The organism is Streptomyces sp. NPDC001532, assembly GCF_040298625.1.
In the GTDB taxonomy this organism is placed as follows: domain Bacteria; phylum Actinomycetota; class Actinomycetes; order Streptomycetales; family Streptomycetaceae; genus Streptomyces.
Genome location: NZ_JBEPAL010000068.1, coordinates 1 through 20,321, shown reverse-complemented (window position 1 = coordinate 20,321; position 20,321 = coordinate 1). Strand labels below are relative to the sequence as shown.

General features: G+C 71.8%; 13 protein-coding genes. 5 read left to right on the top strand and 8 right to left on the bottom strand.

From position 1 onward, the window contains the following. Nucleotides 1-43: 43 nt before the first annotated feature. A complete protein-coding gene (locus ABT232_RS36555; RefSeq protein ID WP_351848612.1) occupies nt 44-625 on the bottom strand; it encodes a GNAT family N-acetyltransferase in 582 nt (193 codons plus the stop codon). 278 nt (nt 626-903) lie between these two features. On the opposite strand from ABT232_RS36555, the gene secA reads away from it, so the two are divergent. After that, nucleotides 904-3,711 carry a preprotein translocase subunit SecA gene (gene secA, locus ABT232_RS36550; protein WP_351848609.1) on the top strand — a complete coding sequence of 936 codons (2,808 nt, stop codon included), beginning with the start codon at nt 904-906 and terminating at the stop codon, nt 3,709-3,711. A gap of 140 nt (nt 3,712-3,851) precedes the next feature. Here secA and ABT232_RS36545 read toward each other — a convergent pair whose 3' ends face one another. After that, nucleotides 3,852-4,484, bottom strand: coding sequence for an Rv3235 family protein (locus ABT232_RS36545; protein WP_351848607.1), 633 nt, complete (start codon nt 4,482-4,484; stop codon nt 3,852-3,854). Nucleotides 4,485-4,791: 307 nt separating this feature from the next. On the opposite strand from ABT232_RS36545, the gene ABT232_RS36540 reads away from it, so the two are divergent. After that, on the top strand, nt 4,792-5,307 hold the full coding sequence (locus tag ABT232_RS36540; RefSeq protein WP_351848605.1) for a DUF6912 family protein: 516 nt from the start codon (nt 4,792-4,794) through the stop codon (nt 5,305-5,307). Nucleotides 5,308-5,410: 103 nt separating this feature from the next. Then, nucleotides 5,411-6,082, top strand: coding sequence for an HAD family hydrolase (locus ABT232_RS36535; RefSeq protein WP_351848602.1), 672 nt, complete (start codon nt 5,411-5,413; stop codon nt 6,080-6,082). Between the two features lie 63 nt (nt 6,083-6,145). Here the strand turns inward: ABT232_RS36535 and ABT232_RS36530 are convergent, their stop codons facing one another. Further along, nucleotides 6,146-6,712 (bottom strand): DJ-1/PfpI family protein, encoded by a 567-nt coding sequence (locus ABT232_RS36530; protein WP_351848601.1) that lies wholly within the window; start codon nt 6,710-6,712, stop codon nt 6,146-6,148. Nucleotides 6,713-7,279: 567 nt separating this feature from the next. On the opposite strand from ABT232_RS36530, the gene ABT232_RS36525 reads away from it, so the two are divergent. Then, nucleotides 7,280-12,217, top strand: a complete 4,938-nt coding sequence (locus ABT232_RS36525) for an NAD-glutamate dehydrogenase (protein WP_351848600.1) — start codon at nt 7,280-7,282, stop codon at nt 12,215-12,217. A 79-nt stretch (nt 12,218-12,296) separates the two neighbouring features. Here the strand turns inward: ABT232_RS36525 and ABT232_RS36520 are convergent, their stop codons facing one another. The 4 genes from ABT232_RS36520 to ABT232_RS36505 form a co-directional block, all read right to left on the bottom strand. Next, entirely contained in the window at nt 12,297-13,967 is a 1,671-nt protein-coding gene (locus tag ABT232_RS36520; protein WP_351848597.1) for a glycosyltransferase family 2 protein, read from the bottom strand. Beyond that, nucleotides 13,964-16,165, bottom strand: a complete 2,202-nt coding sequence (locus ABT232_RS36515; protein ID WP_351848595.1) for a CDP-glycerol glycerophosphotransferase family protein — start codon at nt 16,163-16,165, stop codon at nt 13,964-13,966. The genes ABT232_RS36520 and ABT232_RS36515 overlap by 4 nt, the downstream gene beginning before the upstream one ends. Nucleotides 16,166-16,346: 181 nt before the next feature. Beyond that, entirely contained in the window at nt 16,347-17,252 is a 906-nt protein-coding gene (locus ABT232_RS36510; RefSeq protein ID WP_450872064.1) for an ABC transporter ATP-binding protein, read from the bottom strand. Further along, nucleotides 17,245-18,174, bottom strand: coding sequence for an ABC transporter permease (locus ABT232_RS36505; RefSeq protein ID WP_351848592.1), 930 nt, complete (start codon nt 18,172-18,174; stop codon nt 17,245-17,247). The genes ABT232_RS36510 and ABT232_RS36505 overlap by 8 nt, the downstream gene beginning before the upstream one ends. Before the next feature lie 260 nt (nt 18,175-18,434). Between ABT232_RS36505 and ABT232_RS36500 the strand changes: the two genes are divergently transcribed. Beyond that, nucleotides 18,435-19,067, top strand: coding sequence for a TetR/AcrR family transcriptional regulator (locus tag ABT232_RS36500; protein WP_351848590.1), 633 nt, complete (start codon nt 18,435-18,437; stop codon nt 19,065-19,067). 114 nt (nt 19,068-19,181) lie between these two features. Here the strand turns inward: ABT232_RS36500 and ABT232_RS36495 are convergent, their stop codons facing one another. After that, on the bottom strand, nt 19,182-20,120 hold the full coding sequence (locus ABT232_RS36495; RefSeq protein WP_351848587.1) for an ADP-ribosylglycohydrolase family protein: 939 nt from the start codon (nt 20,118-20,120) through the stop codon (nt 19,182-19,184). Between the last annotated feature and the right edge of the window lie 201 nt (nt 20,121-20,321).

Below are 20,321 nucleotides of genomic sequence, written 5' to 3'. Positions count from 1 at the left end.
CTGACAGTGGGGCCCGCGCGGGGAAACCGGGTGGCCGGATCCATCACGCCTCGGCGCGCGGCCGCGCGGGGAGGTAGGGGGACGTGGACGGCAGGGCGAGGTCCGAGGGCAGGAGGGACGCCAGCCAGCAGTCCCGGCGGACGCCGTTGTTGTTCAGGGCGGCCCGGAGGGTGCCCTCCATGACGAAGCCGGCCCGCAGGGCCACCGCGCGGGAGGCGGTGTTGCCGACCTCCGCACGCCATTCCAGGCGGTCGACCGGGATGTGCGTGAAGGACCAGTGGCAGACGGCGCCGGTGGCCTCGGTGATGTAGCCGTTGCCGCGGTGCCGCTCGGTCGCCCAGAAGCCCAGTTCGGCGGTGCCCAGGGAGCGCATGGTGACGCCGAGCATCCCGGCGAGCGAACCGTCCGGGAGGAAAGCGCCGAAGGTGAACATCGAGGAAGTGGTCCAGCCGTCGGGCACCTGCTGCTCCACGAAGGTGCGGGCGTGTTCGGGGAGGTAGGGCGACGGGATGGTGGTCCAGCGCTGGATGGCGGGGTCCTGGCAGGCCTCGTGCACGGCGTCCGTGTCGTCCGGGCCGACCGGGCGCAGCAGGAGGCGGGCGGTGGGGATCTCGACGGGGTCCATCGGCCGATTCTGCTCGGGGAGCGGCGGGCGTGCCATCCCCTTTCGCGTGAGGGGATGATCACGAATCGTGCACTTCGTCGGAGCGGTACGGCACCATCCGCGACTCCCGGCCGTTGTCTCCTGTGAAGGCGGCTGACGCGCGGCCGATGTGTCGGCGCGGCTGTCGTCGTCACGGCAGGCCTCCCGGCGTGGCCGGGTCCTCGCATACGATGGCCGTTGCTCAGTACGTCAAAGGAAACCGACCGTCCCAGGCCCGACCGGCAAGGAGACCAACCCCCGTGTCCGTCCTCTCGAAGATCATGCGTGCAGGCGAAGGCAAGATCCTGCGCAAGCTGCACCGCATCGCGGACCAGGTCAACTCCATCGAAGAGGACTTCGTCGACCTCTCCGACGCCGAGCTGCGGGCCCTCACCGATGAGTACAAGCAGCGGTACGCCGATGGGGAGAGCCTCGACGACCTGCTCCCGGAGGCCTTCGCCACCGTGCGCGAGGCCGCCAAGCGCGTCCTCGGCCAGCGGCACTACGACGTGCAGATGATGGGCGGCGCCGCGCTCCACCTCGGCTACGTGGCCGAGATGAAGACTGGTGAGGGCAAGACCCTGGTCGGCACCCTGCCCGCGTATCTGAACGCCCTGTCCGGCGACGGCGTCCACCTCATCACGGTCAACGACTACCTGGCCGAGCGCGACTCCGAGATGATGGGCCGCGTCCACAAGTTCCTGGGCCTGTCCGTCGGCTGCATCCTGGCCAACATGACGCCGGCCCAGCGTCGCGAGCAGTACGCGTGCGACATCACCTACGGCACGAACAACGAGTTCGGCTTCGACTACCTGCGCGACAACATGGCCTGGTCGAAGGACGAACTCGTCCAGCGCGGCCACAACTTCGCCATCGTCGACGAGGTCGACTCGATCCTCATCGACGAGGCCCGTACGCCGCTGATCATCTCCGGTCCGGCCGACCAGGCCACCAAGTGGTACGGCGACTTCGCCAAGCTGGTCACCCGCCTCAAGCGCGGTGAGGCCGGTCAGCCGCTCAAGGGCATCGAGGAGACCGGCGACTACGACGTCGACGAGAAGAAGCGCACGGTCGCCATCCACGAGTCCGGCGTCAGCAAGGTCGAGGACTGGCTGGGCATCGACAACCTGTACGAGTCGGTGAACACCCCCCTGGTCGGCTACCTGAACAACGCCATCAAGGCCAAGGAACTCTTCAAGAAGGACAAGGACTACGTCGTCATCGACGGCGAAGTCATGATCGTCGACGAGCACACCGGCCGTATCCTCGCCGGCCGCCGCTACAACGAGGGCATGCACCAGGCGATCGAGGCGAAGGAAGGGGTGCCGATCAAGGACGAGAACCAGACGCTCGCCACGATCACCCTCCAGAACTTCTTCCGCCTCTACAACAAGCTCTCCGGCATGACCGGTACGGCGATGACCGAGGCCGCCGAGTTCCACCAGATCTACAAGCTCGGCGTGGTCCCGATCCCGACCAACAAGCCGATGGTCCGCAAGGACCAGTCGGACCTGATCTACCGCACCGAGGTCGCGAAGTTCGCCGCGGTCGTCGACGACATCGCCGAGAAGCACGAGAAGGGCCAGCCGATCCTGGTCGGCACGACCTCCGTCGAGAAGTCGGAGTACCTCTCGCAGCAGCTCAGCAAGCGCGGCGTCCAGCACGAGGTGCTCAACGCCAAGCAGCACGACCGTGAGGCGCAGATCGTCGCCCAGGCCGGCCGCAAGGGCGCCGTCACCGTCGCCACCAACATGGCCGGCCGTGGTACGGACATCAAGCTCGGCGGCAACCCCGAGGACCTCGCCGAGGCCGAGCTGCGCCAGCGCGGCCTCGACCCCGAGGAGCACATCGAGGAGTGGGCCGCGGCCCTGCCCGCCGCGCTGGAGCGCGCGGCCGAGGCGGTCAAGGCCGAGAAGGACGAGGTCGAGAGGCTCGGCGGCCTCTACGTGCTCGGCACCGAGCGGCACGAGTCGCGCCGGATCGACAACCAGCTGCGCGGTCGTTCCGGCCGTCAGGGCGACCCCGGCGAGTCCCGGTTCTACCTCTCCCTCGGTGACGACCTCATGCGGCTGTTCAAGGCGCAGATGGTCGAGCGCGTGATGTCCATGGCGAACGTGCCGGACGACGTGCCGATCGAGAACAAGATGGTCACCCGCGCGATCGCCTCCGCCCAGTCGCAGGTCGAGACCCAGAACTTCGAGACCCGCAAGAACGTCCTGAAGTACGACGAGGTCCTGAACCGCCAGCGCGAGGTCATCTACGGCGAGCGCCGCCGCGTCCTGGAGGGCGAGGACCTGCACGAGCAGATCCAGCACTTCATGAACGACACCATCGACGCGTACGTCGCCGCGGAGACCGCCGAGGGCTTCGCCGAGGAGTGGGACCTGGACCGGCTGTGGGGCGCCTTCAAGCAGCTCTACCCGGTGAAGGTCACCATCGAGGAGCTGGAGGAGGCGGCCGGCGACCGCGCCGGCCTGACCGCCGAGTTCATCGCCGAGTCCATCAAGGACGACATCCACGAGCAGTACGAGGCGCGTGAGACGCAGCTCGGCTCCGAGATCATGCGTGAGCTGGAGCGCCGGGTCGTGCTGTCGGTCCTGGACCGCAAGTGGCGCGAGCACCTCTACGAGATGGACTACCTCCAGGAGGGCATCGGCCTGCGCGCGATGGCGCAGAAGGACCCGCTGGTCGAGTACCAGCGCGAGGGCTTCGACATGTTCACCGCCATGATGGAGGGCATCAAGGAGGAGTCCGTCGGCTACCTGTTCAACCTGGAGGTCCAGGTCGAGCAGCAGGTCGAGGAGGTCCCGGTGGAGGCCCAGCCGACCCTGGAGAAGCAGGACGCCGTGCCGGCCCAGGCGAGCGCCTCGCGTCCGGAGATCCGTGCCAAGGGCCTGGAGGCCCCGCAGCGGCGGAACCTGCACTTCACCGCGCCGACCGTGGACGGCGAGGGCGGCACCATCGAGGGCGACTTCGCCGAGGACGACGCGGTGCGCTCCTCCGCGGACGGCCTCACCCGCGCGGAGCGCCGCAAGCAGGCCAAGGGCGGGCGGCGCCGCAAGAAGTGACGCCGAGACGGCCCTGACGGGGCCGTAGCCGCGGCGGCGTGATCGTGGCGGCACCAGCGTGACGCATGAAGGGCCGGGTTCCCTCGGGGACCCGGCCCTTCGGCGTGCCCACCCGTCGGCGTACCGGTCAGACGTGTTCGTCAGCCGTGCCGGTCAGTCGTCGTCCAGTCGTCGTCCGTGCGGGGCTGCCTGGGGCCGTCCAGCTCGACCGCCGTGCAGCGCCAGCGGTGGTCCCGGCCGCGTTCCAGGCGGAAGGCCATGGCGCGCACGCGGTCGCCGGTGGCGATCCGGGCGAAGGCCTCGACGACGCCGGGGCGGGGGAAGTCGTAGCCGACGTCGCGGACGACGGGGCCGGCGCCGGCGGAACGCAAGGGTCCGGTCTCGGCGAGCCGGACGAGGTCGTCGTAGGCCCGTCCCGCGGTGTGCCGGAGCATCGAGTGGACGGGGCGCCGGCCGGTCAGGACCAGCAGGAGGCGGTCGGCGAAGAGGTCGGTCGGGCGGGGCTGCGGGACGGGCCGGCGGGGGGCCTGCCGCGGGACCCTCAGGGCGGGTTCCGGGGTCCCGGGGCGGGTGGCCGTGGAGGCCGTGGAGGCCGTGACGGAGGCTGCCGGGCCGGTGCCGGGCTGGGGGGTGCGCGGTGGGTCCGGGCGCCAGGCCCGCGGTGGCGTGCCGCCCGGGCGGCGGGTGTCCCGGCGGGAGTCGTGCCGGGTCGGCGGGCGGCTGCCGGGGTGGGCGGCGGGGTGGTGCTGGGTCCTGGTCATGACCTTGTTCATGGGTCCCCGTTCGCTGGGCCCGGCCTGGATACCGGGCAGTAACTTGCTGGTGGTGATCTTGTACGGGGGCCGGGCGGGCGGCGGCAAGGAGAGCGGAGGCCCGGAGCGGGCGACCGGCAGGTTCACCTATCCGGGTGGCTGGAAGGCGCGGAAGCCCAGGTCGGCGAGGTGTCGCGGGTGAATTCGCGGGCCTCGGGTGGACGGCTCGAAGAGCGCGGGCGGGGACCCGAAAGGGGACGCCCGCACGTATCCTGAAGGCGCTTCCCGGCCTTGCGGGGCAGCCCTCCGACCACGAAAGCGGCCAGCCATGCGCGTCTACGTCCCCCTGACCCTCCCCGGTCTCGCCGAGGCGTACAGCACGGGAGAGCTCGGGGCCGGGCCGCTCGTCGCCTACGCCGTCACGCCCGCGCTGCGCGAGTGGTACCTCTCCGACGACATCGAGGAGCTGGAGTACGCGGCGCTGAACCGGGCCGCGCTCGCCTCGCTGCGGCTGCTCGCCGCGGACGCCCGGGCGCCGCGCCGGCGGGTCGTGGTCGCCGTCGACGTACCCGACGGGTCGGCCGTGGCGGACCCCGACCGCGGGCTCGACCCGGCGGCGCTCGGCGAGGTGCGGGTCGCCGGGGCGGTACCGCTCGCCAAGGCGGCGTCCGTGCACGTCGACGCCGACGACGCGGAGGCCGACGTGACCGCCGCCGCGCAGGCGCTGAAGGCGGCGGACGACGGGGACGACGACGCGCAGTTCGTGGTGGACGGGGCCGAGGACCACGAGCTGCTGTGGTTCGCGACGCAGGAGATCCCGAACCTGGTCGGCCCCACCGACTGAGCCCGCCGCCCTCCGAGGCCGCCCCCTCCCGAGGCCCTCAATAGCCCACCCCTCCCACCTGCGCTTCTCTCGGATGTCGGTGCGGACCGGTACGGTTTTCGGCATGGGGAAGCTGGAAGCCGCGCACATCGTCTGGGACTGGAACGGGACGCTGTTCCACGACAACGACGCGATCATCGGGGCGACGAACGCGGCGTTCGCCGAGCTGGGACTGCGGCCGATCACGCTGGAGCAGTACCGGGCGCTGTACTGCGTGCCGGTGCCGAAGTTCTACGAGCGGCTGATGGGGCGGCTGCCGACGGACGCGGAGTGGGAGGTCATGGACGCGACCTTCCACCGGCACTACACCGAGCACCGCGTGCGGTGCTCGCTCGCCGAGGGCGCCGTGGAACTGCTGACCGGATGGCGGACGGCGGGACGCAGCCAGTCGATCCTGAGCATGTACGGCCACGACGACCTGGTGCCGCTGGTGCGCGGCTTCGGCATCGAGGCGCACTTCCTACGCGTCGACGGCCGCACCGGGCCCTCCGGGGGCAGCAAGGCCGAGCACATGGTGCGCCACCTCGCCGCGCTCGCCGGGGTGAACCCCTCCCGCACGGTGGTGATCGGCGACGCGGCGGACGACGCGATCGCCGCGCGGCACGTGGGAGCGCAGGCCGTGCTGTACACCGGCGGGTCGCACAGCCGTGGCAGCCTGGAGTCGGTCGGGGTGCCGGTGGTGGACACCCTGCAGGAGGCGGTCGCCGAGGCGGAGCGGCTGGCGATGGCGGCGTGACGTCCGCCGGGCCGGGTGCGGCGCCGCGCGAGGCGCACCGCACCCGCCGGGTGCCGGCTCGGGTCAGGTGACCGGGGCCTTGGCGCGCAGCACCGTCAGGAACTCGCGCATCCACACGGGGTGGTCCGGCCAGGCGCGCGACGAGACCAGAGTGCCGTCGACGACCGCCTCGGCGTCCTGGAAGGTGGCGCCGGCCGACTGCATGTCCAGCTCCAGCGCCGGATAGGCGGTGACGCGACGGCCGCGCAGCGCGTCGACGGCGGCGGTGATCAGAGGGCCGTGGCAGATCTGGGCGACCGGCTTGTCGGAGTCGAAGAACGACTTGAGGATCTTGCGGAGTTCGGGGTCGTTGCGGAGGTACTCGGGGGCGCGGCCGCCGGGCAGGACGACGGCGGCGTACTGGCCGGGGTCGACCTCCGAGAAGGCGAGGTCGGCGGCCCAGGTGTAGCCGGGCTTCTCGGTGTAGGTGTCGAAGCCGGGCTCGAAGTCGTGGACGACGAACTGGAGCTTCTTGCGGGTGGGGGCCGCGATGTGGACCTCGTAGCCCTCCTCCAGCAGGCGCTGGTACGGGTACAGGACTTCGAGGGACTCTGCGGCGTCGCCGGTGAGGATGAGGATCTTGGCGGGCATGTGGGGCGGCTCCCCTCCAGGTTGGTGTCAGGGGCAACGTGCCTTGAGGCGGCTGCCTTGCCAAGGGGACGCGCCGATTTCCGGGCACGGGCCCGGCGCGCTCCCGTCCGCGGCGGCCGCCGCGCCCCCGGTGGGGACTGTGCAGACTGTCAAAGTTCCACCCCCGGTTTTGTACACATACGGCTCATGACGGGCCCCCGGTGAGGAGCGATAGCCTTGGTGGCGTGATCAGCGCGATAGCTCGCGGGGGCACCGTTGCCCCTGCCCTGCGCCCGGGTTGCACGGACGACATCCGTGACCGGGCGGCGGTCGCTGGTCTTCGCGGGCGGGTCGGGACATCCGAGGCCCCCCACAGGGTGCCGGGCGGACGCAGGACGGAAGGGCCGCGCCGAGCGGCACCGGCTCCGTCGTACGCGTCGCAAATGGCTGATATCCCCCCGCTCATCTCACCTTGCGGCATAGCGTCGAAGCAGACCGGACACCCCGCGTCTCGGCGTCACGTCGAAAGGGAAGAGACCGTACTTCCTTCTACGTCACGCAACGGCGCGCGACAGGAGCCAGAGGACAATGCAGACCAAGCTGGACGAAGCCAAGGCCGAGCTGCTCGAACGGGCCGCCCGGGTAGCTGAGAACAGCCCGGTCGGGGGGCACCTACCGACTGGGACGACGGAACACGGCACCCCCGACCGGGAGGCCGTGCTCGCGTTCCTCCAGCGCTACTACCTGCACACCGCCCCGGAGGACCTCGCCGACCGTGACCCGGTCGACGTCTTCGGAGCCGCCTACTCCCACTACCGACTGGCCGAGAACCGCCCGCAGGGCACGGCCAACGTGCGCGTGCACACCCCGACCGTCGAGGAGAACGGCTGGACGTGCAGCCACTCCGTCGTCGAGGTCGTCACCGACGACATGCCCTTCCTGGTCGACTCGGTCACCAATGAGCTGACCCGCCAGGGCCGCGGCATCCACGTCGTCATCCACCCCCAGGTCGTCGTGCGCCGGGACGTCACCGGCCGGCTCGTCGAGGTGCTGCCCACCCGGCCCACCGGCGATCTGCCGCACGACGCGCACATCGAGTCGTGGATCCACGTCGAGATCGACCGCGAGACCGACCGCGCGGACCTGAAGCAGATCACCGCCGATCTGCTGCGCGTGCTGTCGGACGTCCGCGAGGCCGTCGAGGACTGGGGCAAGATGCGCGAGGCCGCCGCGCGCATCGCCGAGGGCCTGCCCGACGAGCCGATCGCCGCCGATCTGCCCGCGGACGAGGTCGAGGAGGCCCGCGAGCTGCTGCGCTGGCTGGCCGACGACCACTTCACCTTCCTCGGCTACCGCGAGTATCAGCTGCGCGACGACGACTCCCTGGCCGCCGTCCCCGGCACCGGCCTCGGCATCCTGCGCTCCGACCCGCACCACGCGGGCGAGGACCAGCACCCGGTCAGCCCGTCCTTCGAGCGGCTGCCCGCCGACGCCCGCGCGAAGGCCCGCGAGCACAAGCTGCTGGTGCTGACCAAGGCCAACAGCCGCGCCACCGTGCACCGGCCGTCGTACCTGGACTACATCGGCGTCAAGAAGTTCGACGCGGACGGCAACGTCGTCGGCGAGCGGCGCTTCCTGGGCCTGTTCTCCTCCGCCGCCTACACCGAGTCGGTGCGCCGGGTCCCCGTGATCCGCCGCAAGGTCCAGGGCGTGCTGCACGGCGCGGGCTTCTCGCCCAACAGCCACGACGGACGCGACCTGCTCCAGATCCTGGAGACCTACCCGCGCGACGAGCTGTTCCAGACGCCCGTCGACGAGCTCCGCGCCATCGTCACCTCCGTGCTCTACCTCCAGGAACGCCGCCGTCTGCGGCTCTACCTGCGCCAGGACGAGTACGGCCGCTACTACTCGGCCCTCGTCTACCTCCCGCGCGACCGCTACACCACCGGTGTGCGCCTGCGGATCATCGACATCCTCAAGGAGGAACTGGGCGGCATCAGCGTCGACTTCACCGCCTGGAACACCGAGTCGATCCTGTCCCGGCTGCACTTCGTGGTGCGGGTGCCGCAGGGCACCGAGCTGCCGCAGCTGTCCGACGCCGACAAGGAGCGCATCGAGGCCCGCCTGGTCGAGGCCACCCGCTCCTGGGCCGACGGCTTCGCGGAGGCGCTGAACGCCGAGTTCGGCGAGGAGCGCGCGGCCGAGCTGCTGCGCCGGTACGCGGGCGCCTTCACCGAGGGCTACAAGGCCGACCACACCCCGCGCAACGCGGTCGCCGACCTGGCCCAGCTGGAGCGCCTCGGCGAGGAGCAGAGCTTCGCGCTCAGCCTGTACGAGCCGGTCGGCGCCGGCCCCGACGAGCGCCGCTTCAAGATCTACCGCCGCGGTGAAGCCGTCTCCCTGTCCGCCGTGCTGCCGGTCCTCAACCGGCTCGGCGTCGAGGTGATGGACGAGCGGCCGTACGAACTGCGCTGCCCGGACCGCAGGGCCGCCTGGATCTACGACTTCGGGCTGCGCATGCCCAAGGCGCAGAGCGGCGCCGCGGACGGCTCCTACGCCGGCGACGACGCCCGCGAGCGCTTCCAGGAGGCCTTCGCCGCCACCTGGACCGGGCAGGCGGAGAACGACGGCTTCAACGCGCTGGTGCTGTCCGCCGGGCTCAACTGGCGGCAGGCGATGGTGCTGCGGGCCTACGCGAAGTACCTGCGCCAGGCGGGCTCCACCTTCAGCCAGGACTACATGGAGGACACCCTCCGCGACAACGTCCACACCACCCGGCTGCTGGTCTCCCTGTTCGAGGCGCGGATGGCGCCGGAGCGGCAGAGCGCCGGGCGCGAGATCGTCGACGCCCTGCTGGAGGAGCTGGAGGCGGCGCTCGACCAGGTGGCGAGCCTGGACGAGGACCGCATCCTGCGCTCCTTCCTGACCGTCATCAAGGCCACGCTGCGGACCAACTTCTTCCAGCGGACCGAGGACGGCACGCCGCACGACTACGTGTCGATGAAGTTCGACCCGCAGGCCATCCCGGACCTGCCGGCGCCCCGCCCGGCGTTCGAGATCTGGGTGTACTCGCCGCGCGTCGAGGGCGTGCACCTGCGCTTCGGCAAGGTCGCGCGCGGCGGTCTGCGCTGGTCCGACCGGCGCGAGGACTTCCGCACCGAGATCCTGGGCCTGGTCAAGGCGCAGATGGTGAAGAACACCGTGATCGTGCCGGTCGGCGCCAAGGGCGGCTTCGTCGCCAAGCAGCTGCCCGACCCGAGCGTGGACCGCGACGCGTGGCTGGCCGAGGGCATCGCCAGCTACAAGACGTTCATCTCGGCGCTGCTCGACATCACCGACAACATGGTGGCCGGCGAGGTCGTGCCCCCGGCCGACGTCGTCCGGCACGACGAGGACGACACCTACCTGGTGGTCGCCGCCGACAAGGGCACCGCGACCTTCTCCGACATCGCCAACGGGGTCGCCGAGCAGTACAACTTCTGGCTCGGCGACGCCTTCGCCTCCGGCGGCTCCGCCGGCTACGACCACAAGGGCATGGGCATCACCGCCCGCGGCGCCTGGGAGTCCGTCAAGCGGCACTTCCGCGACATGGGCACCGACACGCAGTCCGAGGACTTCACGGTCGTCGGCATCGGTGACATGTCCGGTGACGTGTTCGGCAACGGCATGCTGCTCAGCGAGCACATCCGCCTGGTCGCCGCCTTCGACCACCGGCACATCTTCATCGACCCGAACCCGGACGCGGCCGTCTCCTACGCCGAGCGCCGCCGCGTCTTCGAACTGCCCCGCTCCAGCTGGGCCGACTACAACGCCGACCTGATCTCCTCCGGCGGCGGCGTCTTCCCGCGCACCGCCAAGGCGATCCCGGTCAACGCGCACATCCGCGAGGCCCTGGGCATCGAGGGCAAGGTCACCAAGATGACCCCGGCCGACCTGATGAAGGCGATCCTCAAGGCGCCGGTGGACCTGCTGTGGAACGGCGGCATCGGTACGTACGTCAAGGCCTCCACCGAGTCCCACCCGGACGTCGGCGACAAGGCCAACGACGCCATCCGGGTCGACGGCCAGGACCTGCGGGTCAAGGTGGTCGGCGAGGGCGGCAACCTGGGTCTGACCCAGCTCGGCCGGATCGAGTTCGCGCTGCACGGCGGCCGGATCAACACCGACGCCATCGACAACAGCGCGGGCGTGGACACCTCCGACCACGAGGTGAACATCAAGATCCTGCTCAACGGCCTGGTCGCGGACGGCGACATGACGGTCAAGCAGCGCAACCGGCTGCTCGCCGACATGACCGACGAGGTCGGCCGGCTGGTGCTGCGCAACAACTACGCGCAGAACACGGCGATCGCCAACGCCCTCGCCCAGTCCAAGGACATGCTCCACGCCCAGCAGCGCTTCATGCGCCACCTGGTCCGCGAGGGCCACCTGGACCGGGCCCTGGAGTTCCTGCCGACCGACCGCCAGATCCGGGAGCGCCTCACCGCGGGCCAGGGCCTGACCGGCCCGGAGACGGCCGTCCTGCTGGCGTACACGAAGATCACGGTCGCCGAGGAGCTGCTGCACACCTCGCTGCCGGACGACGCTTACCTGCGCGGCCTGCTCTACGCCTACTTCCCGAGCGCGCTGCGCGAGCAGTTCGGCGAGCGCATCGACACCCACCCGCTGCGCCGCGAGATCACCACCACGGTGCTGGTCAACGACACGGTCAACACCGGCGGTACGACGTATCTGCACCGGCTGCGCGAGGAGACCGGCGCGTCGCTGGAGGAGATCGTCCGGGCGCAGACCGCGGCTCGCGCGATCTTCCGCTCGGCGCCCGTGTGGGACGCGGTCGAGGGCCTGGACAACAAGGTCGAGGCCGAGGTCCAGACCCGCATCCGGCTGCACTCCCGCCGGCTGGTGGAGCGCGGCACGCGCTGGCTGCTCAACAACCGGCCGCAGCCCATCCAGCTCGCCGAGACCGTCTCGTTCTTCGCCGAGCGGGTGGAGGAGGTCTGGAACGAGCTGCCGAAGCTGCTGCGCGGCGCGGACCTGGAGTGGTGGCAGAAGATCCACGACGAGCTGACCGGCGCCGGCGTCCCGGACGAGCTGGCGACCCGGGTGGCCGGCTTCTCCTCCGCCTTCCCGACGCTGGACATCGTCTCGGTGGCCGACCGCATGGGCAAGGAGCCGCTGGACGTGGCCGAGGTCTACTACGACCTCGGCGACCGCCTCGGCATCACCCAGCTCATGGACCGCATCATCGAGCTGCCCCGCGCCGACCGCTGGCAGTCCATGGCCCGCGCGGCCATTCGCGAGGACCTGTTCGCCGCGCACGCCGCGCTCACGGCCGACGTGCTGGCGGTGGGCAACGGCACCTCCACGCCGGAGCAGCGGTTCCAGGGCTGGCGGGAGAAGAACGCGGCCATCCTCGGCCGGGCCCGGGCGACCCTGGAGGAGATCCAGACCTCGGACGCGTTCGACCTCGCCAACCTCTCGGTGGCGATGCGCACCATGCGCACCCTGCTGAGGTCGCACACGTAAGGCGTACGCCCCGCCATGGAAGCGCCCCGGACCGCACAGGTCCGGGGCGCTTCGGTGTCCGATCGGGTTGGCGGGCGGCTCAGCGCAGCGTGCTCGCCAGCAGCCGGGCCGCCCGGCGCACCCCGGGCCGCGCCATGCGCCGTACGGCCGGGCGCACCAGCCGCGCGGTCATGCCCGCCGGGCGCCAGCGCACCTGGAGGCGGCCGGTGCCGCGCTCCTCCGGTTCGACCGTGACCCGGTGCGGGGCGGCACCGGAGTGGTACTCGACGCGGGCGGCCAGCGGCGGGAAGGTGTCCGGGGCCAGCAGGACACCCCGGTGGTGGAGGCCCTGGTGCTGGAGGCGCAGCACGGGATGGCGGGCGCCGTCGAAGCCGTGCAGCGGGATCGGGGCGGCGGCCAGGTCGAGGTGGACATGGCCCTCGTAGACGCCCGGGCGCACCGGGGACAGCCGGAACGGCACGCTCATCCGGCGGTTGCCCGGGGAGAGCAGCAGGGTCGCGGCCTGCGGGCCCAGCGGGAGGCGCAGCGCCGGGTCGTAGGTGCGCACGGCGAGGTCGACCGAGGCGCCGGGACCCGGCGAGACCTCGGTGATCTCGTGCCGCAGCAGCGCGTACGGGAACGGGCAGGTGTCCGGGGCCAGGTCGGACAGGTCCAGCTCGCGGCGGGCCAGGTCGGTGTCGGGCACCCGGTCGCCCCAGTACGTGCGGCCGTCCGCGTCCGTGACCACCTCGCGCGGGCCGACTCCGTGTCCGAGGCCGCGGGCCGCCAGCCGCGCCTCCGCCAGCCGCAGATCGCGCACCAGCTGGAGCACGACCCGCTCGGGGCGTGGAAGACGGGTGTACGCGCCGGGCGCGAGCGTCGCGAGATACGGGTTGACGATCTCCGCGAACGCCGCCAGCCACGCGTCGTCGCGGTGCGGCAGGTCGCCGGCGTACATCCGGAAGTCGTGCTTGAGGAACTTGTAGTCCTTCTCCTCATGCAGCGCGCCGTGCCCGCTCCGCGCCAGGAAGTCGTCGACGAGCCGCTGGACGTGCACCCGGTCACGGACGTTGTCGAGCTTGTACCGCTGGTTGGAGATGGAGGCGGTGTCGGCGGACGCGTGCGGGGCGATGTACCAGCGGTAGACCGGCTCCGGGATGACGGTGAAGGACCGCGCCAGGCAGTAGGCCTGTGCCGAGAACAGCTGGTCCTCGTAGTGGATGCCCTCCGGGAAGCGCAGCTCGTGGCGGTCGAGGAAGGCCCGGGCGTACATCTTGCTGGTCGCCAGGTGCTCGAAGAACAGCCGGGGTTCGGCGTCGATGCCGGGCACGGTACGGCGCTCGGCCACCAGGTGCGGCATCCAGCGCCCCCGGTTCCCGGTGTCCGAGCGGATCCGCTCCACCGCGCCCATCACGAAGTCGACGTCCCGCTCCCGGTGCGCGGCGAGCAGCAGTTCGACGGCGTTCGGGGGCAGTTCGTCGTCGCTGTCCAGGAACATCACATACGGCGCCCGGGCGATCTCCAGCGCCCGGTTGCGCGGCACGCTGCACCCGCCGCTGTTGCGGTCCAGGCGCAGATGCAGCACCCGGGGGTCGGCCGCGGCCAGCCGCCGGGCCACCTCGGCCGTGGCGTCCGTGGAGTGGTCGTCGCTGATGACGATCTCGATGTTCGCGTGCGTCTGGCGGCGCACGGAGTCGACCGCGCGGGGGAGGCGTTCGGCGTCGTTGTAGACGATGACGGTCACCGTGACGTCGGGGGCTGCCGGGGTCATGACGCGGTCGCCTCCTGCGGGGTCGGGGCGGGGGTGCGCTCGTCGACGGGGACGATCGGGGGCAGGGCCTCCTCGGGCTCGCCGAGGAAGACACGGCGGACCACCCGCTCGGCCGCGCGGCCGTCGTCGTACTCGCAGAACCGGTGCCGGAACACCGACCGCGCCTTGGCCGCGCCCTCGTCGCGCCAGGCCTCCGAGGTGAGGATGCCGGCCAGCTCGTCCTGGGTGCGGGCCACCGGGCCCGGGGCCTCGGCCATCAGGTCGAAGTAGACGCCGCGGGTCGCCACGTACGTCTCCCAGTCGTCGGCGTGGATGACGATCGGGCGGTCCAGGTTGGCGTAGTCGAACATGATCGACGAGTAGTCCGTGACCAGCGCGTCGGCGGCCAGGCACAGCTCCTCGACCGGCTCGTAGGTGGAGACGTCCAGGACGCGGCCCGCGCGGCGCAGACCGGTGAGCGGGGTGGCGGCGCCGTCGTGGAAGTAGTGGGCGCGCACCAGCAGCACGGTGTCCTCGCCGAGGCGGTCGGCGAGCGCGGCGAGGTCCAGGTGCGGGGTCCAGGCGGCCTCGTAGTCGCGGTGGGTCGGGGCGTAGAGGATCGCCCGGCGGCCCGGCGCGATGCCCAGCCGGGCGCGGATCGCGGCGATGTCGGCGGCGGTCGCGGTGTAGTAGACGTCGTTGCGCGGATAGCCGTGGTCCAGGGAGACGAACCGGGACGGGTACGCGCGCTGCCACATCCGGGTGGTGTGGCTGTTGGCGGAGACGCTGTAGTCCCACTTGTCGATCCGGGCCAGCAGGGCCGCGAAGTCCATGCCCTGGGCGGTGGCCGGATAGTCCTGCTGGTCGATGCCCATGCGCTTCAACGGCGTGCCGTGGTGCGTCTGGACGTGCACGGCGTCCGGGCGCTTCACCACGGCGTTGGCGAAGTTCACGTTGTTGACCAGGAACTTGGCGCGCCCCAGCACCTCCCAGTAGCGGCGGGTGCCGGGCACGACGTGGTCCGTGCCGGGCGGCAGCAGGCCCACCCGGTCGGCGGCCACCACCCACACCGGGTGGATCTGCGGCGCGAGTTCGCCGAGCTTGGCGGCGATGGCGGCGGGATTGCAGGCGACACCGCGGTTCCAGTACGACGCGAAGACCGCGAGACCGGGATCGACGGGGCGGGCGAGCGCCCTGCGGTACTGCCGGTCACGGATCAGCCCGGTGGCCTGCCGGCGGCCCGTCCTGACGGCCGATCGGGTGGCGCGGCGGGCGCGGTTGGCGGTCTGGAGGGCACGGTAGCGGGCGTAGCCGTCCTCTTCCAGCAGGGCGCGGCGCAGTCCCTCCGGGCCGACGGGAGGGCGGTATCCCCTCGGGCGGTGGCGTACGGCCGCCTGCGAGGCGCGGTGGAAGAAGGTCCGGGCGTGCCGCTCGGGCAGGCCCGCGCGGACGAAGGTGCGCAGGCTGTCACGGACCATCAGGTCGTAGAGGACGGCGTGCGGGCCGGAGCGGTCGCGGGCCGCGTCCAGCAAGGACTCGTGGCGGTCGAGGCGGGCGAGGTGGTCGTCGAGGCCGGGCCGGGGCAGGCTCTCGGGGCGTGGTTCGCGGTTCTCGAACGCGGGGTGGTTGAAGCAGGCGATCCGGGTGGCGGTGAGCGCGGCGAGCAGGGCCGTGTACGCCTCGTCGTCCGTGGTGAGGTCCGCGGCGTGGGCGCGCCAGTGGCCGGCTCGTATCAACCGGTTGCCGAGGAGCGGGGCCAGGCGGAGCAGGGCGGGCCGGTCGTCCAGGGTGAGCTCGGCGCGGCCCGCGCGGGCCAGCAGACCGCTGTCCGGTGAGGGTCTGCGGGCGGACTGCCAGGTGCTGCGGACGTGGTCGAAGAGCAGGACGTCCACGGTGTCCGGCAGTTCGGCGGCGCGGGCGGCGAGCAGGGCCGGGGCGCCCGCGGTGAGGCCGTCCTTGGCGCGTACGAAGTGCAGCCAGCGCCCGCTCGCGCGGGCCGCGCCCGCCGCCCGTGCCTCGGCGTCGGACGTGCCGTCCGGCAGCGGGAGGACCACCGTGTCGGGGGCGTGCTCCTGGGCCGTCCGCCGGGCCCAGTCGCCGACCGCGGCCACGATCACCTCGACGCCCGCGGCCGGTGCGGCGGACAGGGCGTCGAGGAGGTCGGTCAGGTGCCCCTGGGTGTTCGGGCCGTGGACGACGACGGTGAGCTCGGGTGGCACGGCGGACTCCCTTCACACGTTCGGGTACGTCACACTCCGGTGGCCTATTCGGTCATCCTGGCATTAAAACGGTGAAAGGGATAAACGGGGTTGAGCCGGTCGGGATCGGGGAGCCGCCCGGGATCGGGAGCCGCCCGGGACCGTGGGTCAGGAAGAGGCTTGGGTCAGGAAGGGGCTTGGGTCAGGAAGGGGTCGCGGCGGCCGGTGTCTCCGCGGGCTTCGGCTTGGGCTTCGGTTTCGGCTTGGGCTTCGCCGTCTTGTCGCCGGTGAACGCCTCGTACTCCTTCAGTACGTCCTCCGTCGGCCCGTCCATCCGCAGCTCGCCGCGCTCCAGCCACAGCACGCGGTCGCAGGTGTCGCGGATCGACTTGTTGTTGTGGCTGACCAGGAACACCGTGCCGGCGTGCTTGCGCAGCTCGCGGATGCGGGCCTCGGAGCGCTTCTGGAAGGAGCGGTCACCGGTCGCCAGCGCCTCGTCGATGAGCAGCACGTCGTGGTCCTTGGCGGCGGCGATGGAGAACCGCAGCCGGGCGGCCATGCCGGAGGAGTAGGTGCGCATCGGCAGGGTGATGAAGTCGCCCTTCTCGTTGATGCCGGAGAAGTCGACGATCTCCTGGTAGCGCTCCCTGACCTGCTCCCGGGACATGCCCATCGCCAGTCCGCCGAGGTGCACATTGCGCTCGCCGGTCAGATCGTTCATCAGGGCCGCGTTGACGCCGAGCAGGGACGGCTGGCCGTTGGTGTGGATCCGGCCGTTCTCCACCGGCAGCAGTCCGGCGACCGCCTTCAGCAGCGTCGACTTGCCCGAACCGTTGGTGCCGATCAGGCCGATCGCCTCGCCCTTGTACGCCACGAAGGAGACACCGCGCACCGCGTGCACCCGGCGCACCCCGGCCGCCTTCTCGCTCTGCTTGCGGCGCAGGATGCGGTTGAGGGCGGCGGTGGCCGAGCCGCGGCTGCCGGTGCCGTTGACGCGGTAGACGATGTCGACGCGGTCGGCGATGACGGTGGGGATCTTCTCGGGGACGCTTCCGGAGGTGGTCTCCCGGGTGCCATCAGGGGTGCTGTCAGGGGTGTGCTCAGCCACGGCCGTACGTCTCCTCAGCCTTCCAGAAGTAGATGAAGCCGCCGACTCCGGCGAGCAGCGCCCAGCCCGTCGCGAGCAGCCACACGTGCGGCGGCAGCTGGCTCGCGTGGAAGCTGTCGATGAGCGCGAAGCGCATCAGGTCGATGTAGACGGCCGCCGGGTTGGCCTGGAGGACGGGGGCCACCCAGGACGGCAGGTCGGTGTGGTCGCTGAGCACGTGCTCGATGCTCCACATCACGCCCGAGACGTACATCCAGGTCCGCAGCACGAACGGCATCAGCTGCGCGATGTCCGGGGTCTTCGCCCCCACCCGGGCCAGGATCATCGAGACGCCCGCGTTGAAGGTGAACTGGAGCACCAGGACCGGGAGCGCCAGCACCCAGGACGCGGCGGGCGGCACGCCGAACGCCAGCAGGATGGCGATCAGCGCCGCCATCGAGAACATCAGCTGCTGCAACTGCTGGAGGCAGAAGGAGATCGGCAGCGCGGCCCGCGGGAAGTGCAGGGCGCGGACCAGGCCCAGGTTGCCGGAGATCGCGCGGGTGCCGGCCAGCAGCGAGCTCTGCGTGAACGTCCAGATGAACACGCCGGTGACCAGGAACGGGACGTAGTCCGGCACGCCCTTCTTCGTCTGGAGCAGCACGCCGAAGATCAGGTAATAGACCGCCGCGTTCAGCAGCGGGGTCATGACCTGCCAGACCTGGCCGAGCTTCGCCTGGCTGTACTGCGCGGTCAGCTTCGCCGTGGAGAACGCGGCGATGAAGTGCCGGCGCGCCCACAACTGGCGGATGTACGCGGGCAGGGACGGGCGGGCGCCGCTGACCGTGAGGCCGTGGCGGGCGGCGAGGGCCGCGAGGTCGTCGCCGGCCGGGGCGGGGGTCCGGGCCGACGTCGGGGGCGGTGTGTCGAGGACCTGGCTCACATCCGCTGCTTTCGGTCGAAGGAGGGGGGTGTGCGCGGGCGGCGCGGTGTCGTCCGGCGTTTCCCCGGATGTCGGGCGGCGTTTCCTTACGTCGGGACGGAACCGTATCGTCGCAACGGGAGCGTAGGCCGTCCGGGCGTCGGAACGCAACCGTTTCGTCGTGACCTTCCCGGCCCGTCGTCGCCAGGCCTCTCACCCTTTCGCGGCAACCTTCCGCGTCAGAACGCAACCGTTTCGTCGCATCGCCCTATGCTGTCCGCATGACGACGAACGCCGACGGCACCCAGCCGCAGCCGCGTCCGCGCCGCCGGACCCCCGCTGGTGCGGCGGTGCTGAGGGAGGACGTGACGGAGGCCATCCGCGCGGCCGTCTTCGAGGAACTGGCCGCCGTCGGCTACGCGCGGATGTCGATCGAGGGGATCGCGCGCCGCGCGGGTGTCGGCAAGACCGCGGTGTACCGGCGCTGGCGCTCCAAGCTGCACCTGGTCCTGGACGTCGTCTCGGCGCTCGCGGTGCAGGGGCTGCCGGCGCCGGACACCGGCTCGCTGGAGAGCGATCTGCGGCTGCTGTACGAGGTGACGTCCCGGGCCCTGCGACACCCCGTCGCCTCGCAGATCATCCCCGACCTCCAGGCGGAGGCGGCCCGCAACCCGGAGATCGCCGAGGCGATGCAGAAGGCGCTGCGGGACGGTCAGGAGGGCGTCGCGCTGAAGATCGTGGCGGCGGCGGAGCGGCGCGGCGAGATCCGCGCGGGCCTCGACGCCGAACTGGTGCTGGACCTGATCTCGGGCCCGCTGTACTGGCGCTCGGTGGTGATCCGCAGCCCGAAGCTCCCCAAGGGCTATCTGGCCGCCCTGTCCCGCGCGACGGCGGAGGCGCTGAGGGCGCTCTGACCGCGTCCTGTCACGGGCCGCCCGTCACGGGCCGCCCGTCGCAGCCGCCCGCCGACGCCTCAGCCCGCGCCTCGCAAGCTGCTCAACCGTTCGGCCGCTCAGCCGTTCAGCCGCTCAGCCGCTCAGCCGCACCGCCATCTCCGTCAGCTCCGCCACCCTCAGCACCCGTTCACCGAACCCCGGCAGCGGTACGTGCAACGGGGGCGTCCACCGCTCGGGTATCGCCTCGGGGCCGTGGACGGCGCCGGCCAGGGTGCCGGTGACGGCCGCGACGGTGTCCGTGTCGCCGCCGAGGTCGACGGCGGCGCGGAGGGCGGCCTCGAAGGAGGAGGTGGTGCGCAGGGCCCAGACGGCGGACCCGAGGCAGGGCCATACGGCGCCGTTGAACTCGGTGGCCCGGTCGGGGTGCCAGTCGGGGGCGAGGACGACGGCGTAGCGCTCGCGGTGCTCGGGGTGGACGGCCGTCAGCGTCTCGGGGACGGCGGCCACCGGGTCGCCGCCGGCCAGCGCGACCCGCACCAGTTCGTGCAGGACCGCCGTGCCCTCCCAGGCCGCCCGGTCGCCGTGGGTGAGGGCGGCCAGGCGGCGGGCGGCGTCCATGGTGGCGTCCCGGCCCCGGTCCGCGAAGTGCACGGCGGAGGTCGCCGCCCGCATCAGCGCGCCGTTCCCCGCCGCCCGCTGACTGACCTGGAAGTGCAGTGCCGCGGCCGTGTCCCAGGGGTCGCCGCCGCACAGCACCGCCTCCGTCTGGAGCCCGATGTCCTTCGGCTCGGCCGCCGCCCAGCGCCGGAACCGCCGGAACACGTCCGGCAGGTCGAGCCCGCCCCGCTCCAGCAGGGACTCGCCGACGAGGACGGCCATCTGGGTGTCGTCGGTCGCCTCGCCCGGGTCCCAGCCGCCGCCCCCGCACATCTCGCCGCCCTGTCCGGGGCGCGGGAACCGGTCGGTGAAGGCCCCTTCCGGGCCGAACTCGAAGGGAGCGCCGAGGGCGTCGCCGACGGCCGAGCCCACGACGGCGCCGACGGCGCGCTCCAGGCGGCGGGAACGGGTCATCCGGGCAGGCTATAGGGCCTGTCTCCCGGACCGTGCCGCTGCCGCGGGCGCCGAGTGGTGCCGTGCCCGGACATGCGTGCAGCCGACCCGATCCGGAAGGCAGCCCCTAGTAGTGCTTGGTCATGTTGGTATGGGTTCTGGCATGTCGCGGTGACAGGTGGGGCAGGCGCCGGTCCAGACCGCGAGGAGTAGTTGTAGTTC

What these genes read in the sequence shown, in the direction of transcription:
- ABT232_RS36555 (WP_351848612.1), bottom strand. Translation starts at nt 625, where the DNA reads ATGGACCCCGTCGAGATCCCCACCGCCCGCCTCCTGCTGCGCCCGGTC.
- ABT232_RS36535 (WP_351848602.1), top strand. Translation starts at nt 5,411, where the DNA reads ATGGGGAAGCTGGAAGCCGCGCACATCGTCTGGGACTGGAACGGGACG.
- ABT232_RS36500 (WP_351848590.1), top strand. Translation starts at nt 18,435, where the DNA reads ATGACGACGAACGCCGACGGCACCCAGCCGCAGCCGCGTCCGCGCCGC.
- ABT232_RS36525 (WP_351848600.1), top strand. Translation starts at nt 7,280, where the DNA reads ATGCAGACCAAGCTGGACGAAGCCAAGGCCGAGCTGCTCGAACGGGCC.
- ABT232_RS36520 (WP_351848597.1), bottom strand. Translation starts at nt 13,967, where the DNA reads ATGACCCCGGCAGCCCCCGACGTCACGGTGACCGTCATCGTCTACAAC.
- ABT232_RS36545 (WP_351848607.1), bottom strand. Translation starts at nt 4,484, where the DNA reads ATGAACAAGGTCATGACCAGGACCCAGCACCACCCCGCCGCCCACCCC.
- ABT232_RS36495 (WP_351848587.1), bottom strand. Translation starts at nt 20,120, where the DNA reads ATGACCCGTTCCCGCCGCCTGGAGCGCGCCGTCGGCGCCGTCGTGGGC.
- ABT232_RS36540 (WP_351848605.1), top strand. Translation starts at nt 4,792, where the DNA reads ATGCGCGTCTACGTCCCCCTGACCCTCCCCGGTCTCGCCGAGGCGTAC.
- ABT232_RS36530 (WP_351848601.1), bottom strand. Translation starts at nt 6,712, where the DNA reads ATGCCCGCCAAGATCCTCATCCTCACCGGCGACGCCGCAGAGTCCCTC.